The sequence below is a fragment of the Halomicrococcus gelatinilyticus genome (genome assembly GCA_024227995.1).
Classification (GTDB): domain Archaea; phylum Halobacteriota; class Halobacteria; order Halobacteriales; family Haladaptataceae; genus Halomicrococcus; species Halomicrococcus gelatinilyticus.
In genome coordinates this window covers 214,929-230,142 of the sequence record CP100465.1, presented here as the reverse complement: position 1 = coordinate 230,142, position 15,214 = coordinate 214,929, and the positions used below count along the sequence as shown (strand labels likewise).

The window sequence follows — 15,214 nt, the reverse complement described above, 5'->3', positions numbered from 1 at the left end:
TCCACGACCCGTTCCCGGTCGACGTGCCCGGTCCCGGGGACCGCGGTCACCGATAGTTTACTGCTCACGACCATCGAGACGAACAGCGCCGCCTGCCAGTTAATTCCGATAACAAAAACTTTATAATAAATTGGATGTATGACGTAAACGCGTCGTCATCGCTTACCACACTTCGACGCAGGTCACGACGCACCCGTTGTGATCAGCTCCAGTCGAGACACGTCACGGCCGGTCATCGGCCCGAACGCCGGGCCGTCTTTTCCGACGCGAAGGCTGTCCCGGGAGCCCCGGTGCCGTCACTCGAACTTCTCGAACGGCTGCTCGCAGGCGTTGCAGTAGTGCATCGACCGACAGAGCGACGGCCCCTTGGGGTGTTCGCGCTCGGTGTCCGTCGAACCGCAGTACGGACACTCCGCACCGCTCGTCTCGCCGCTGGTTTCGACGCTCGGGTCGAGTCCTCGCATGGTTACACGCTCAGTCCGAACTCGCGAAGGTCGTCTTTGCCCTGTTCTGTCACCATGTCGATGGTCCACTCGGGGCTCCAGACGAGACGCAGGTCGGCGCGCGCGACGCCGTCGACGTCGGCGGCCGCGTCCTCGACCTGCTGGGTCAGCATCTCGCGGGCGGGACAGCCGGAGTAGGTGAGGGTCATCAGCACCTCGACGGTCGCGCCGTCGTCGCCCTCGGTGACCTCGACGCCGTAGATGAGGCCGAGGTCGACGATGGAGACCGGCATCTCCGGGTCCTCGATGTCGTACAGTGCCTCCCAGACGTCGGCCTCGACGCCATCGGCGTCCTCGCCGGTCGCCGGCAGGTCCTCGACGTCGCCGTCGCCCTCGACGTACTCGGTGTACGCACAGAGGACGGGGTCCTCGCAGTCGTCGTCGAGCCCCGGCACCTCGGGGTCGTAGGGGATGTCGCTAGACATCGTCGGGATCCGCCATGATGGTGGACGCCTCGGTGCGCCCGAGTTCGCGGTAGGAGTTCGTGAACTCGGACCAGAGGTCGTCCCAGGCCTCGGTGTGGGACTGGTCGCGACCGACCACGTCCGGCATCTCGAGGTTCTCGTGGTGGGTGTCGTACTGTTCCGGGAGTTCGACCTCGTCGACCGAGAGCCCGAGGCTCTCGAGGTACGGGACGACGGTGTCGAGCCACTCCTCGCGCATGTCGACGAGCGACCGCGTGCGGAGGCCGAGTTCGTCGATGCGGTCCTCGACGGCCTCGTCGGTCGGTGCGAAGATGGTCAGCGCGTGCGGGAGGAGACGGTCGAGCGCGTCCTGGACGCGCTCGCGGCTCTCCTCGTCCTCGCAGAGCCGGTCGAGCCAGTTCTCGGCGTGCTCGCGGTGGTAGTCCTCCTCGCTCTGGATCTTGCCCACGCGGTCGCGGATGCGGGCGTACGACGAGTCCGCGAGGGCGTCGAGGCGGAGCTCCTCGGCGACGTCGTAGAGGTACGAGCGCACGGCGACGTCGGCCCACTCGCCCTCGCCGTAGGGGAGTTCGGTCAGCGTGCTCTGGCGCCACTGGCCGGGGTCGCGCTCCCAGACGAGGTCGGTCTCGTCGAAGCCGAAGTCCTCCAGCAGGTCGTACCAGAGCCGGGCGTGGCCAAGTTCGTCCTGCGCGATGTTCGCGAGCGCCAGGTCCGACTCCAGCGTCGGCGCGCGGACCTGCCACTCGGTGTAGCGTTCCGCGACGACGAACTCGTCGTCGGCGAGGCGGTACAGCAGGTGTTCGACGGCCTCGCGCTCGTCGTCGGAGAGGTCGTCCGGACCGGAGAGGGGTTCGGCGGCCGCCATCAGTCGTCACCTCCGTCCGCGGGAGTGCGACGGCGCTCGGCCTCGACCTGCTCGCTCTCGGAGGCGGCGACCTCCTCGGCAGCGGCCTCGAAGCTGTACGTCTGCGCCCAGCGGTAGGACTTGTCCGTCGTGCCGCCGAAGGCCGCGTCCTCGGTGTCGACCTCGCCGATCTCCTCCTTCGGGACGACCCAGAGGCTGTTGGTCGGTTTGCGCCGCGCGTGCTGGATCTCGGCGAACATCAGCGCCATCTCGCGATCCGGCGCGTGAACGTTGCCACAGTGGGTGTGGTAGTCACCCTCCTGGTTCTGTCGGAACACTTCCCAGATCATTGTCAGTCAGCCGCCTGCGGCTGCGTGCCGCCGTACATCTTCTGTTCGTGGCTGTCCATCGATTCGCGAACCCATTCGACCGCTTCCTGGGCCTTCTTCCGGCCGTTTATCTGGCCGACGCCCGGCTCGTACTCGTTTTTCGCGATGGTGAAGAACTCGTCCCAGTCGAGGTCGTCCTCGCGGACCTCGTAGGTGCCGTCGTCGTTCTTCGTGATGCGCGGCTCGTCGGGAATCTCGAGGCCGTACTTCTTCGCCTTCGGGATGTAGGCGTTGAGGAACGTGTTGCGCAGTTCGTCGTTCGACATCTGCTTGAGCCCGACCTCGCTGGAGAAGTCGTGGTGGGTGGACTTGTCGTCGGTGGGGCCGAAGAACTGGATGATGCGCGGCCACCACGTCTCGAAGGCGTCCTGGGTCATCTCCTGTTCCTTCTTCGACCCCGTCATGAGCTCGTAGAGGATAGCCTCGCCGTGTTTGACGTGGAAGCCCTCCTCGAAGCAGACCTTGTCCATCGCGTGGGCGTACGGTTCCCAGCTGGTCTTCTTCAGCGTCGCCTGCCGTCGCATCGCGGCACCGTCGACGAAGAAGGCGATCATCGGCGTCTCGACCCAGCTCTCCATCGGGTAGTGGAAGCAGTTCAGGAACTTCCCCTGTCCGTTCGCGAGGTCGTCGAGCATCTCGTCGCGGGTCTTCACGCCGAGCGACTCCGCGGCCCGGTAGAGGAGCTGACCGTGACCGATCTCGTCCTGGACCTTCGCCGAGAAGGCGAGCTTCCGGTCGAGGCTCGGGGCCTCGCGGATGAACGGTTTCTCGAGGTACGCGCCCATGATCTCGCTGTTCGCGTGGAACTCGATCATCCGCGTGGCTGCCTTCCGGTACTTCTCGGGCAGGTCGTCCTTCGGGCTGAACGCCCGCGGACCGGCCCGCTCTTTGACGGTCTCTATCTCCATGGTCGTTCGTTACACGCCCCGACCCATACCAGTTCACCCGCCCATGAACGGGATTTATGTACTCCCCGGCCGACCGGTCGGGCGTGATAGACGAGTGCCTCGTCGTCGAGTTCGACGTGACGGGCGACGACTGCCCGCTCGCGGAGGCGACGCGTGCGACGAACGTCGCCGTCGACTGCCAGCCGCCGCAGTACCGCGACGACGGTAACGTCCTCCTGCAGTTCAGCGCGCCGGGCGACAGCGGCGGGCTGACGGAGTTCCTCGACGCCGACGACCGCGTCCGCTACCTCCACGTCTCGACGACCGACGACCGACTGAACTACCGCTGTCTCTCGAAACACCCCTGCATCGTCCACGAACTGACGAACGCCGGCTTCATGGCGGAGTCGCTACGCTACCGCGACGGCGGCGCGACGTTCACCGGCGCGGTCGTCGGCCACGACGTCCTCCAGGGCGTCCTCGAAGCTGCCGGCGAGGCCGTCGGCGTGACCCTGGCGCGCGTCCACCCGCTCGGCTCGGAGGACGAGACCGTCGTCGCTCGCCAGTGGGACGTCACGCCCGCGCAGGAGCGCGCCCTGCGCGCCGCGCTGGAGATGGGGTACTTCGCCGTCCCCCGGAAGGTTACCGCCAGCGACGTCGCCGACGAACTCGGCGTCAGCAAGTCGGCCTTCCTCGAACGCCTCCACCGCGCACAACGGGCGCTGTTCACGCAGTTGTTCGGCTGAAAAGGGAGTGTGTTCTACCCGGTCTTGTAGACGCCGCGGGCGTCCGCGACGTGCTCGTCGTCCTCGTCGTAGACCGCCACGTCGACGACGCCGACGTCGCTCCCGTTCCGGACGACGTCAGCCTCGGCGTACAGGTCGCCGGTCCCGGCGGCGAGGTAGTCGATCCGCATGTCGACGGTCGGTACGGGCTGGTCGTTCAGCGAGACGAGCGCCGCGCCGCCGACGGTGTCCGCGAGCGTGAACGTGACGCCGCCGTGTGCCATCTCGCGATCCTGGTTCCAGGACAGTTCCTGGCGCATCTCGACGTGTCCTTCAGCGTGGCCGTCCGCTGCCTCGGTCACCTCGACGCCGAGCAGGTCGGCGAACGGCATCCCCTCGAAGAACGCTTCGATGTCCATACCGGCGACGTGCACGTGGGAGCGGCTTAAGCGTACTTCTTCCCCCGGTCCATTGCCGTCGCGTCGTCCGGCGGACGGTCGCCGGTCGCCCGGCGGGTGAGTACCCTTAACTCACTGGAGGGAAACGCTCGGATATGCGAGTCTCCGACGAGGACGGAATCCGCACCGTGACGTTCGACCGCCCGGACGTGCTGAACGCCTTCAGCATCGAGGCGGCGGAGGAACTGGCCGAGGTGCTCGCCGAGTCCGACGCCAGCGAACACGACGCCGTCGTGCTGACCGGCGAGGGCGAGGCGTTCAGCGCCGGCGGCGACATCCAGTCGATGGCCGAGCGCGAGGAGAGCCCGGACGAGGCTTTCGACCGGGTCACGGAGACGTTCGGTCGCGTCGTCGAGGAGGCGCTCGACGCGCCCGTCCCCATCGTCGCGAAGGTGAACGGCGACGCCGTCGGCGCGGGACTGGCCATCACGGCCATCAGCGACTTCGCCTACGCAGTCGAGTCGGCGACGTTCGGCTGCGCGTTCGTCCGCGTCGGCCTCATCCCCGACACCGGCGGCTCCTTCCTCCTCCCGAAGCTCGTCGGCCTGCGGACGGCCAAGCGCCTGGCGTTCACCGGGGAGTTCTTCGGCGCCGACGAGGCCGCGGAGATGGACCTCGTCAACGAGGTCGTGCCGGACGAGCAACTCGACGCCGCCGTCGACGACCTGCTTGAAACCCTTCAGCAGCGCCCCACGAAGACCATCGGCCTCGCCAAGCGCGCCATCCACGGCAACATGGGCAAGGAGTGGCGCGAGGCGATGGAGTTCGAGAACATGGTCCAGTCGCTGGCCTACGGAACGCCGGCCCACGAGGAGGGCGTCTCGGCGTTCCTCGAAGGTCGTGAACCCGAGTTCGAGTGAGACCTAGAAGGTGAGGTGCGACGACGACCCCGGCAGGTCGTCGTCCTCGATGCCGCCCTCGTGGGCGAAGTCGTACGCGTCGTCCGTGAGGAAGACCGCGCCGTCCTCGACGGCGACGTCCACCGCGACGAGCGTCGACCCGGCGGCCTTGCCGTTGTCACACGTTCCTGAGCAGGCGTCGAACATCGAGCCGTGCTTCGGACAGACGATCTCGTCGTCGCGGACGGCGGCGCCGACCCCGCGGTCGAGTCGCTGGTCGGTCTCGTGCTGACAGAAGTTCAGCCACCCGGCGACGCCGTCGCACGCGCGGACGAGGATGGCCTCCTCGCGCTCGCCGGTCCGATCGAAGACGGTGAACAGCCACGACCCGTTCGCTGGCACGTCGTCGACGGGGGTCAGTCGCGTCGCGTCGTCCATGGTGAAAGTCGACTGCTAGCGGCCGAAAAAATTAGCGGATTCGGGAGTTACTCGAACTGTTCGACCAGGCGCTCGTAGCGCGCGGTCGGTTCGCGCCAGTCGACGACCTCGAAGAAGGCGTCGACGAAGTCGCCGCGGGCCGGGCCGTAGTCGTGGTAGTAGGAGTGCTCCCAGACGTCGAGCGCCAGGACGGGGTGGCTGCCCCAGAGCGCGCCCTGGTCGTGCTTGTCCACGACGACGTTGCGGAGCTGGTTGCTGAAGGAGTCGTAGACCAGCAGCGCCCAGCCGCCGGCGTCGCTCGCGGCCGCCTCGAACTCGCCCTTCCAGGCCTCGTAGGAGCCGAAGTCCGCCGCGATGCGGTCGGCGAGCGGTCCCTCGGGCTCGTCGCCGCCCTCCGGGGACATGGAGTTCCAGAACAGGTCGTGGAGGACGTGGCCCGAGCCGTTGTGGGTCACGTTGCGGATGGCGCCGGCGGAGGAGCCGAAGTCGCCGTCCTCGCGGTTCTCGGCGAGCGTCTCCTCGGCGGCGTTCCAGCCGTTGACGTAGCCCTGGTGGTGGGTGTCGTGGTGCCACGTGAGCACCTGCTCGCTTACGTGCGGTTCGAGTGCGTCGTAGTCGTACGGCAGCGGGTCGAGTTCGTAGTCGGACATGGTCACTCGAAGGGTGTCCGGCCGAGGACATGAGCGTTTCCTGAAATAGAATTAAGTAGGGTCACTGAAACGCCGTCCGGCGAACGGACGAGGGACGCTCCGGCCGACCGTTCGGTCGACCGAGAACAGGCGCTTGGCGGATGAAATACGCGAGAAGCGTCGGTCGGAAAACGAGCGGTCGGGATGGGTCGGCTGCGTTACAGGTCGAGGAACTGTTCGGCGTTCTCCCAGAGGATCTTGCGCTGGACCTCCTCGGGGAACTCGAGTTCGGCGAACTGTTCGAGCCACGGCTTCGGGTCGATCATCGGGTAGTCGGTGCCGAACATCACCTTGTCCTGCAGGAGGGTCTTCGCGTAGTGCAGCACCTGGTCGTCGATGTACCGGGGCATCCACCCGGAGAGGTCCATGTACACGTTCCCCTTCTGCTGGCAGATGGCGAGTTGCTCCTTCTCCCACGGGAACGCGGGATGAGCGATGAGGATCTGGAGGTCGGGGTGCTCGGCGGCGACGTCGTCGATGAGCATGGGGTTGCCGTGCTTGACCTTCAGTCCGCGCCCGCCCGGAGCGCCCGCGCCGAGCGTGGAGTTGCCGCCGTGGAACACGACGGGGACGCCGAGGTCCTCGATGGTGGTCCACAGTTCGTCGTGCTCGGGGTCGCTCGGGTCGAACCCCTGGGCGATCTGCTGGAACTTGAACCCGGAAAGGTCGAGATCCTTCACGGCGCGTTCGGCCTCCTGGGCGCAGTCGTCCTTCAGGGGGTCGACGCTCGCGAACCCGACGAAGAAGTCGTCGTACTGGTCGCGGATCTCGGCGACGTAGTCGTTCGGCACCGGCGGGTTGCCGGTGTTGGTCTCGGCGTCCCAGCCGAGGAGGACGGCCGTGGAGATGCCGACCTCGTGGTACTCCTCGACGAGGTTCTCGTAGGTGTCCGTCTCCATGTCCGCCCCGAACTTGTTGGCGGCGTCCTCCATCATCTGGCCGCCGGCGTCGTTCAGGAACTCCTCCGTGGGCTGGTGACAGTGCGTGTCGACGATGCGCGGTTCGTCCTCGTCGTCGAGGACATCGACGGGTGCCATGTGTCACCGTTGGCAATCGGAATAGAAAACACCGGTGGATTCGCCGTCGGACCGTTCACTCCGTTCCGTCGGAGTCCACGCCGTCGCGTTCCAGACGGCCGCCGTCGGCGTCGCCGAGGTCGAGGTCGTCGCGGTCGACGTCGTACCGTCGGAGCGCCTCCTCGACCGACACCTTGCCGAGACGCACGTCCCGGGCGACGGCTGCCGGGTCGCGGTCCGACGGGTCGCCGTACCCGCCGCCACCGGGCGTGCGGATGCTGACGGTGGTCCCCGCTGGCAGGTCGTGGATGGACTTCTGGTCGATGCGGGTCTCGTCGCCGTCCAGGAGGTACGCCGCGCCCGGTTCACCGGGGTCGCCGCCGTCGAGTCCGTACGGTGCGTGGCGGTGGCGGTCGGCGAGGAGGCTGAACGTCGCCTCGTGGCCGCGAACGCGGATGTCCCGGCGCAGACCGAGGCCGCCGCGGAACTCGCCCGCGCCGCCGGAGTCGGGGCGGAGTTCGTAGCGTGTCACCCGGAGCGGATAGGCGGTCTCCAGCACCTCGGCGGGCGTGTTCATCGTGTTGCTCATGTGGACGTGGACGCCGTCAATCCCGTCCGCGCCGTCGCGGCCGCCGAACCCGCCGCCCTGCGTCTCGTAGAAGGCGTACGGCGACCCGTCGCGGGGGTCGGTGCCGCCGAAGGTGACGTTGTTCATCGTCCCCTGGCCGGCCGCGACGACGCGTTCGGGCACCTGCTCGCCGAACGCACCGAGGACGACGTCGGTGACCCGCTGGGAGGTCTCCAGGTTGCCCCCCACGACCGCCGCCGGCGGCTCCGGATTGACGACGGTCCCCTCGGGTGCGTCGATGTCGATGGGTCGGTAACAGCCGTGGTTCGGGGGGATGTCGGGGTCGGTGACACAGCGGACGGCGTAGTAGGTCGCGGACGCGGTGACCGCGAACACCGCGTTCACCGGCCCGTCGACCTGTTCGGCGGTGCCGGTGAAGTCGACTCGCACCTCGTCGCCGTCGACGACCACCTCCGCGCGGATGGGGACGTCCTCGTTCCCGAGACCGTCGTCGTCGAGGACGTCCTCGAAGGCGTACGTGCCGTCCGGCAACGCCGCTATCTCGGACCGCATGCGGCGCTCGGAGTAGGTCTTGATACCGTCGAGGGCGTCCCGCAGCGTCTCGACGCCGTACTTCTCGGCGAGGTCGCGGAAGCGGCGGACGCCCGTCTGGTTGGCCGCCTCCTGCGCGCGGAGGTCCCCGCGTCGCTCGTCCGGGGTGCGGACGTTCGTCAGCACCACGTCGAAGACGGCCTCGTTCGGCTCGCCGCCTTCGAACAGTTTCACCGGCGGAATCCGCAGGCCTTCCTGGTATATCTCGGTCGAGTCGGCGGCGACGCTCCCGGCGCGCGAGCCGCCGATGTCGGCGTGATGCGCGCGGTTCGCCGCGAACGCGAGTATCTCGCCGTCGACGAACACCGGGGTCACGAGCGTGAGGTCGGGAAGGTGTGCGCCGCCGTAGAAGGGGTCGTTCAACAGGACGGCGTCGCCCGGTTCGAGCGTCTCGGGCGGGAAGCGGTCGACGGCCGCCTCGACGGAGTACGGCATCGCCCCGAGGTGGACCGGCATGTTCTCCGCCTGCGAGATCATCTGGGCGTCGGCGTCGAACAGCGCACACGAGCAGTCCCGGCGCTCCTTGATGTTCGGCGAGTACCCGGTCCGGATGAGGTTCGCGTTCATCTCCTCGGCGACGGCGATACAGGCGTTGCGGATGACTTCGAGCGTGACCGAGTCGACCATCACTGTCCCTCCACCAGTAGCGTTCCGTACTCGTCGACGCTGACCCGCTGGTGGGGGTGGACGACGACGGTGCTCTCGACGCCCTCGACCACGGCGGGGCCGTCGAACGAGGCCCCGGACGGTAGCCGCTGGCGGTCGTAGATGCGCGTGTCGTGGACCGTTCCGTCGTATACCACCGGCCGGGTATCGCTGACGGCGTCGGCCAGATCACCGTTTGCCCCGCTGTAGGCCAGGTCGGGCGTCTCCACGACGCCACGGACCCGGAGCCGGATGGTGACGAGTTCGACGGGTTCGGACTCGTAGGCGTGGCCGTACCGCTGGCGGTGGCGCTCGTGGAACCGGTCGACGATGGTCGCGAGGGCGTCGGCGTCGAGGTCCCCGTCGGGAACCGGCACCGACAGTTCGAACGACTGTCCCTCGTACCGAAGGTCGACGGAGCGTTCGAACTGGCGCTGTCCCTCCGGGTGGTCCTCGTCCGCGAGTCGCTCCCGCCCCTCGTCGGCGAAGGAGTCGAACGTCGCCTGCAGGTCCGCGGCGTCCAACTCGACGAACGGCCGCACGCGCGAGGTGCTGTAGTCGTACAGCACGTCGCTGATCAGCAGTCCGAGCGCCGAGAGGACGCCCGCCGTTCGGGGAACGATGACGCGCGGGACGTCGAGTTCCGCGGCGAGTTTGCAGGCGTGCAGCGGTCCGGCACCGCCGAACGCCACCAGGCCGAACTCCCGCGGGTCGTATCCACGCTCGACGGAGACCACGCGGAGCGCTCGCGCCATGTTCGCGTTCGCCACGTCGAGGATTCCCTGCGCGGCCTCCTGCACGCTCATCCCGAGGGGGTCGGCGACGTCGCGCTCGACGACTCGCTCGGCGGCGTCCGCCGCACCGTCCAGATCGTCCGAGAGGAAGGATTCGGGGTCCAGTCGCCCGAGCAGGAGGTGAGCGTCCGTCGTCGTCGGACGGTCGCCCCCCCGGCCGTAGCAGACCGGACCGGGGTTCGCGCCCGCCGACCGCGGACCGACGCGGAGCGCGTCGCCGGCGTCGATCCACGCGATCGACCCGCCGCCTGCGCCGACCGTGTGGATGTCGATCATCGGGACGCTGACGGGGTAGTCACCGACCTCGACGTCGGTCGTGACGAGCGGTTCGCCGCCCTCGACCAGCGATACGTCGCAGGAGGTACCGCCCATGTCCATCGTGATGATGTCCTCCGTCCCGGCGAGTTCCGCGACGTAGGCCGCACCCTGCACGCCGGCCGCCGGTCCGGACAGGAGCGTGTTGACCGGTTGCTCCCTGGCCGCGTCGGCGGTGATGATTCCGCCGTTGGACTGCATTATCTTGAGTTCGGCGGCGATGTCGTCGTCCGCGATCCGGGACTCCAGGTTCCCGATGTACTCGTCCATCACCGGTTTGAGTGCGGCGTTCAGCCCCGTCGTCAGCGTGCGTTCGTACTCGCGAATCTCGGGGAGGACGTTGCTGGACAGCGAGAAGGAGGCGTCGAGGCCCTCCTCGCGGAGCAGTTCGCGGACGCGGCGCTCGTGAACGTCGTTCTCGAACGAGAAGAGCAGGCTGACGGCGACGCTCTCGACGCCGGTCTCCCGCAACTCCGCGGCGAGGTCCCTGACCGCGCTCTCGTCTAGCTCGACGAGCGGATTGCCGCGCTCGTCGAGTCGCTCCGGTACCTCGTAGCGCCGGTCGCGCTCGACCACGGGCCGGGGTTTCTCCACCTGGAAGTCGTAGATGTCGGGACGGGCCTGGCGACCGATCTCGAGGGCGTCGCCGAACCCCTCGGTCGTGACCAGAGCGGTGTCCGCCCACTCCACTTCGAGGACGGCGTTCGTCGCCACGGTGGTCCCGTGCGCGAGGAAGTCGACGTCCTGGAACGCGAGGTCGTCACGGTCCCGGACCGTCCGGAGTCCGTCGAGGACCGCCTGCTCGGGCGCGTCAGGGGTCGACGGTGTCTTGCTAACCTGGACCGCCCCGTCTCGTATCGAGACGATGTCGGTGAACGTACCGCCGACGTCGACGCCGACGCGCGTCGATCGGTCAGCCATCGATTCCCTCGCGCCGTTCGATGCTACCACGTGTCGTACCCATTGCTATCGTGAAGTTGCGTCGTCGTCATACCTTGAAGCTGTCGTCACCGCCGTCGGCGCTGTCGACCGCCTGCGCAGTCGGCCGCCGGACAGTCTCCCGTCGCGGAGTCGTCCCGTCCGCGGGGTCGCACCGCCCGCTGGCTCACCCGCCAGCACCGACCGGGTCCCGACCGCGCGGAAGAATCAGCAATCGCGGGCGTGCTCGCCACTCCCGGAGCTGTCCCCGGTCGCTGTCCGTCCTCAGTCGCGCTTCTTGATGAGGAACTTCATGTCGCCCTCGAAGACGATGGTGTCCTCCTGGTTCGTCATCGTCGTGTCGATGACGACGAGGCCGGAGTCGTCGCGGCTGCTGATGTCCTTCGTCTCGACGACCTCCATGTCCAGCGAGATGGTGTCGTCCATGTAGACGGGGTTCGGGATGTCCATGTAGTTCATCCCGAGGAACGCCAGCACGGTGCGTTCGAGGATACCGATGCGGTAGACGAACCCGGTCGCGAGCGAGAACGTCATCGGGCCGTGGGCGACGCGCTCGCCGAAGTTCTCCTCCTCGGCGTACTCCTTGTTCGTGTGGAGTTCGGTCCAGTCGCCGGTGAACGCCGAGTGCATCACGAAGTCGTACTCGGTGACGGTGCGGCCGACGCTCTCGAACGTCTGTCCTTCCTCGAAGTCCTCGAAGTAGTGGGGCTCGTAGCTGTAGGCCATATCCCCACGTTTCGGCGTTTCCGATAAAACTCTATGGTATCCGGCGACGGTTTCGCCCGGAGAGTCGACGCAAGCGACGTGGTGGACGCGAGATTATAAATAGTGGTTCTCCCAATCGCGCGTATGGCCGACATACCGGACGAACGCCGCGAGCGTATCGCCGAGGACCCCTTCTGCCAGAAGATCGGCGTCGAACTCGTCGAACTGGCGCCCGGGACGGCGGAGACCGAACTCACCGTCACCGAGGACCTGCTCAACTTCCACGGGACGCCCCACGGCGGCGCGGTCTACTCGCTCGCCGACGCCGCGTTCGCGGCCGCCTCCAACTCGGAAGGCGAGACGGCGCTCGCACTGGAGACGAACATCTCGTACCTCGACGCCGTCGAGGTCGGCGACACGCTGACCGCCAGCGCCGAACGCGAACACGGGAGCCGTTCGACCGCCAGCTATCGCGTGGACATCACGGACGACGACGGCGAGGAGATCGCCATCTTCCGCGGCCGCGTCTACAAGCCCTGACACGTCGGCCGTCGGACGCACGCGCCGGCCGTCAGACGCACTCACCGCCCATCGCACGGTGCGTCGCCCGACGCGTGGTCGACGGTTCCCGACGCGTTGCCGCGTGGTAACGTTCGCTACCACAACCATATGACGTAACGGGCCGTAGACATCGATATAGTCATGTCACTCGAACGACGGCCCAACAGCCAGGCGCTCTTCGGGGCGCTGATCATCCTGCTCGGTATCGTCCTGCTCCTGAACACGACCGGCGTCTACGACACGAGTTTCCTCGTCGACTTCGTCCCCTCGTTGTTCGTCCTCGTCGGGCTGTACGCGCTGGTCACCAGTCGCTTCAGGAACGTGACCGGCCCGCTCGTGCTCGTGACCGTCGCGCTGGCGTGGCAACTCGTCGCCCTCGACGTGGTCGTGGCTGCGGACCTCGGCCAGTTCTGGCCGGTGCTCCTCATCATCTTCGGCGTCTCCGTCGTCCTCGGCCGCCTCCGGAGCCAGTCGGTCGCCGTCGGCAGCGAGTACGTCTCGACGCTGGCGATCTTCGGCGGGCGCAACCAGCGCGCGACCTCACGGCAGTTCAACGGCGGCGACCTCACGGCGCTGTTCGGCGGGGTCGAACTCGACCTCCGCAAGTCCGAGGTGACCGACCGCCCGGCCCAGATCAACGTCGTCGCCCTCTTCGGCGGCGTCGAGGTCGTCGTCCCCCGGGAGTGGAACGTCCAGATGGACGTGCTGCCGGTGTTCGGCGGCGCGGAGGACGAACGCCCCCACCGCTCCGAGGAACACGACGAGGTCGACCTCGTCGTCACGGGATTCACGGCGTTCGGCGGCGTCAGCGTCTCCGACTGAGGGCGTTCGGCGGCGAAAAAAGCGGGCCGTTACACTGGATCGTGGGTCGCGTCGCGGGTCGTTCTCAGCGGTGGTCGAACACGCGCTTGACCTTGCCGGTCTCCGAGCGCTCGATGACGCCGGGGCCGACGACCTCGATCTCGTCCGGCTTGACCTCCAGTATCTCCTCCAGTCGCTGGCGGATGGTGGACTCCAGTTCGTCGTGGGTGCCCTCGTAGCTCTCGCAGTACTCGACGGTGAGCTCCATGGTGTCGAGGTTGTTGCGCCGGTAGAGGTCGATGCGGTAGTACGGGGCGACCTCCTCGATGTCGACCATGACCTCCTCGATCTGGCTCGGGTAGACGTTCACCCCGCGGACGATGAGCAGGTCGTCCGCGCGACCGGTGACGTTGTCCATCCGGACGACGGTGCGACCGCACTCGCACTCCTCGTAGTTCAGCGAGGTCATGTCGCCCGTGCGGTAGCGGAGGACCGGCAGGGCCTCCTTGGTCAGGGAGGTCAGCACGAGTTCGCCCTCCTCGCCCTCCGGCAGGGGTTCGCCCGTCTCCGGATCGACGATCTCGGGGTAGAAGTGGTCCTCCCAGAGGTGCAGGCCGTCCTGGGCGTGCTCGCACTCGATGGCGACGCCCGGGCCGATGATCTCCGAGAGGCCGTAGACGTCTACCGCGGTCACGTCGAGGGCTTCCTCGATCTCCTCGCGCATGGGGTCGGTGAACGGCTCAGCGCCGATGATGACCCGCGAGAGGGAGAGCTCGGCGGGGTCGATGCCCTGCTCCTCGGCGGCCTCCGCCAGGTAGAGACAGTACGACGGCGTCGCCGAGAGCACGTCGCTCTCGAGGTCCTGGATCATGTCGATCTGGCGGGCGGTGTTGCCGCCACCGACGGGGATGACGCAGGCCCCGAGTTCCTCGACGCCGTCGTGGAAGCCGAGGCCACCGGTGAACAGGCCGTAGCCGTAGGCGTTCTGGACGACGTGGTCGTCGGTGACGCCGGCCGCGGCGAGCGACCGCGCCATCACCTCGCGCCAGACGTCGAGGTCCTCGTCGGTGTAGGAGACGATCTTCGGCTTCCCGGTCGTGCCGGAAGAGGCGTGGAGCCGAGCGATCTCCGACCGGTCGACGGCGAACAGGCCGTCGGGGTACTCGTCGCGGAAGTCCTCCTTCGTCGTGAACGGCAGCTTCGACACGTCCTCGACGCTCTCGATGTCGTCCGGTGTGACGCCGGCCTCGTCCAGCGCCTCCTGGTAGTAGGGGACGTTCTCGTACGCGTACGCCACTGTCTCGGTGAGGCGTTCGGTCTGGATGTCCCGGAGTTCCTCACGGGACGCGACCTCTATGTCGCTGTATACCATTGCCAAACTATCGTTTAGAAGGCGGGTACAAAATCCTTTCTCGCTACGCAAGCGCTGCCTCCCGAGAAAGTTTATATTTCTGACTCTCGAAGCCCGTATCCGTGATTCCGCTCGTTGCCGTCCCGTCGCGGACCACCGCCGACGACCGGACCGAACACTGGATGCGATTCGTCGGGGGATTCGCCGTCGTCGTGCTGGGACTCCTGCTGGTCGTCGTGGTCGGTCAGCACGTTCCGGGCGTGCGGCCGGTCGCGCGGGCCGTCTACGACCCGCTCCTCCCGGCGGTACTCTTTCTCGCGCCGCCGGTCGTGTCGGCCGCGAGCGCCTACCGGGGCGGGAGCGTGCTCGCGAGCCTCGCCGTCGGTCTGACGCCCGCGCTACTCTTCGGCCTGGTGGTCGCGGCCAGCCAGGCGCTGGTCGGAGCCGAGACCGGCGACGCGCCGCTGTGGGCCGTCGTGGTCGTCTTCGCCACGGTCGGCATCGCCGGTGCGGTCACGGGCTACGTCGTCGGTTGGGGCACGCGCGTCTTCGCGCGGGACGAGTCTCAGTGACGTCAGACCCCGGTGACGTCAGGTGCGTGACCGTCCGTGCGAGCGCCGTTCCGCCGCTCACACGGTCGAGATGCGGACGAACGGACCCATGGGGCGAACGGGCAAAACGCGGGAAGGACGGCAGTTATTTCTCCCCGG

18 protein-coding genes are annotated in these 15,214 nt (G+C 67.6%); 5 read left to right on the top strand and 13 right to left on the bottom strand.

The features are described from left to right. Positions 1–296 precede the first annotated feature (296 nt). Genes paaE through paaA form a run of 5 tightly spaced genes read right to left on the bottom strand, consistent with a single transcriptional unit; the run spans position 297 to position 3,069 of the window. Positions 297–464, bottom strand: a complete 168-nt coding sequence (paaE, locus tag NKT36_RS01155) for a 1,2-phenylacetyl-CoA epoxidase subunit PaaE (protein WP_327052113.1) — start codon at positions 462–464, stop codon at positions 297–299. 2 nt (positions 465–466) lie between these two features. Beyond that, positions 467–928, bottom strand: a complete 462-nt coding sequence (paaD, locus tag NKT36_RS01150; RefSeq protein ID WP_327052112.1) for a 1,2-phenylacetyl-CoA epoxidase subunit PaaD — start codon at positions 926–928, stop codon at positions 467–469. After that, positions 921–1,793 (bottom strand): 1,2-phenylacetyl-CoA epoxidase subunit PaaC, encoded by an 873-nt coding sequence (gene paaC, locus NKT36_RS01145; protein ID WP_327052111.1) that lies wholly within the window; start codon positions 1,791–1,793, stop codon positions 921–923. The genes paaD and paaC overlap by 8 nt, the downstream gene beginning before the upstream one ends. Beyond that, positions 1,793–2,122 (bottom strand): 1,2-phenylacetyl-CoA epoxidase subunit PaaB, encoded by a 330-nt coding sequence (gene paaB, locus NKT36_RS01140; protein ID WP_327052110.1) that lies wholly within the window; start codon positions 2,120–2,122, stop codon positions 1,793–1,795. Before paaB ends, paaC begins: the two co-directional genes overlap by 1 nt. 2 nt (positions 2,123–2,124) lie before the next feature. Continuing rightward, positions 2,125–3,069 (bottom strand): 1,2-phenylacetyl-CoA epoxidase subunit PaaA, encoded by a 945-nt coding sequence (paaA, locus tag NKT36_RS01135; RefSeq protein ID WP_327052109.1) that lies wholly within the window; start codon positions 3,067–3,069, stop codon positions 2,125–2,127. Between the two features lie 83 nt (positions 3,070–3,152). Between paaA and NKT36_RS01130 the strand changes: the two genes are divergently transcribed. Then, positions 3,153–3,794, top strand: a complete 642-nt coding sequence (locus NKT36_RS01130; RefSeq protein ID WP_407652191.1) for a helix-turn-helix domain-containing protein — start codon at positions 3,153–3,155, stop codon at positions 3,792–3,794. Positions 3,795–3,808: 14 nt separating this feature from the next. On the opposite strand, the gene NKT36_RS01125 is transcribed toward NKT36_RS01130, so the two are convergent. Beyond that, positions 3,809–4,192 (bottom strand): PaaI family thioesterase, encoded by a 384-nt coding sequence (locus tag NKT36_RS01125; protein WP_327052107.1) that lies wholly within the window; start codon positions 4,190–4,192, stop codon positions 3,809–3,811. A gap of 134 nt (positions 4,193–4,326) precedes the next feature. Between NKT36_RS01125 and NKT36_RS01120 the strand changes: the two genes are divergently transcribed. Beyond that, complete coding sequence (locus tag NKT36_RS01120; protein ID WP_327052106.1) at positions 4,327–5,091, top strand: enoyl-CoA hydratase/isomerase family protein; 765 nt, start codon at positions 4,327–4,329, stop codon at positions 5,089–5,091. 3 nt (positions 5,092–5,094) lie between these two features. Here NKT36_RS01120 and NKT36_RS01115 read toward each other — a convergent pair whose 3' ends face one another. The 6 genes from NKT36_RS01115 to NKT36_RS01090 all read right to left on the bottom strand — a co-directional run bounded on the left by NKT36_RS01115 (position 5,095) and on the right by NKT36_RS01090 (position 11,812). After that, the gene (locus NKT36_RS01115) at positions 5,095–5,508 is read right to left on the bottom strand and encodes a Rieske (2Fe-2S) protein (protein WP_327052105.1); all 414 of its coding nucleotides are present in this window, start codon (positions 5,506–5,508) and stop codon (positions 5,095–5,097) included. 47 nt (positions 5,509–5,555) lie between these two features. Further along, positions 5,556–6,158, bottom strand: coding sequence for a superoxide dismutase (sod, locus tag NKT36_RS01110; RefSeq protein WP_327052104.1), 603 nt, complete (start codon positions 6,156–6,158; stop codon positions 5,556–5,558). Positions 6,159–6,355: 197 nt separating this feature from the next. Continuing rightward, on the bottom strand, positions 6,356–7,234 hold the full coding sequence (locus NKT36_RS01105; RefSeq protein WP_327052103.1) for an amidohydrolase family protein: 879 nt from the start codon (positions 7,232–7,234) through the stop codon (positions 6,356–6,358). Positions 7,235–7,289: 55 nt separating this feature from the next. Next, entirely contained in the window at positions 7,290–9,020 is a 1,731-nt protein-coding gene (locus NKT36_RS01100) for a hydantoinase B/oxoprolinase family protein (protein WP_327052102.1), read from the bottom strand. Continuing rightward, positions 9,020–11,068, bottom strand: coding sequence for a hydantoinase/oxoprolinase family protein (locus NKT36_RS01095; RefSeq protein ID WP_327052101.1), 2,049 nt, complete (start codon positions 11,066–11,068; stop codon positions 9,020–9,022). Before NKT36_RS01095 ends, NKT36_RS01100 begins: the two co-directional genes overlap by 1 nt. A 282-nt stretch (positions 11,069–11,350) precedes the next feature. Then, the gene (locus NKT36_RS01090; RefSeq protein WP_327052100.1) at positions 11,351–11,812 is read right to left on the bottom strand and encodes a MaoC/PaaZ C-terminal domain-containing protein; all 462 of its coding nucleotides are present in this window, start codon (positions 11,810–11,812) and stop codon (positions 11,351–11,353) included. A gap of 123 nt (positions 11,813–11,935) precedes the next feature. Between NKT36_RS01090 and paaI the strand changes: the two genes are divergently transcribed. Together paaI and NKT36_RS01080 are read left to right on the top strand one after the other, a co-directional pair. Beyond that, positions 11,936–12,331, top strand: a complete 396-nt coding sequence (paaI, locus tag NKT36_RS01085; RefSeq protein ID WP_327052099.1) for a hydroxyphenylacetyl-CoA thioesterase PaaI — start codon at positions 11,936–11,938, stop codon at positions 12,329–12,331. Positions 12,332–12,493: 162 nt separating this feature from the next. Further along, complete coding sequence (locus NKT36_RS01080; protein ID WP_327052098.1) at positions 12,494–13,174, top strand: LiaF transmembrane domain-containing protein; 681 nt, start codon at positions 12,494–12,496, stop codon at positions 13,172–13,174. 64 nt (positions 13,175–13,238) lie between these two features. On the opposite strand, the gene paaK is transcribed toward NKT36_RS01080, so the two are convergent. Further along, complete coding sequence (gene paaK / locus NKT36_RS01075) at positions 13,239–14,525, bottom strand: phenylacetate--CoA ligase PaaK (protein ID WP_327052097.1); 1,287 nt, start codon at positions 14,523–14,525, stop codon at positions 13,239–13,241. A 101-nt stretch (positions 14,526–14,626) separates the two neighbouring features. Between paaK and NKT36_RS01070 the strand changes: the two genes are divergently transcribed. Next, positions 14,627–15,076 carry a hypothetical protein gene (locus NKT36_RS01070; protein ID WP_327052096.1) on the top strand — a complete coding sequence of 150 codons (450 nt, stop codon included), beginning with the start codon at positions 14,627–14,629 and terminating at the stop codon, positions 15,074–15,076. Positions 15,077–15,214: the final 138 nt, after the last annotated feature.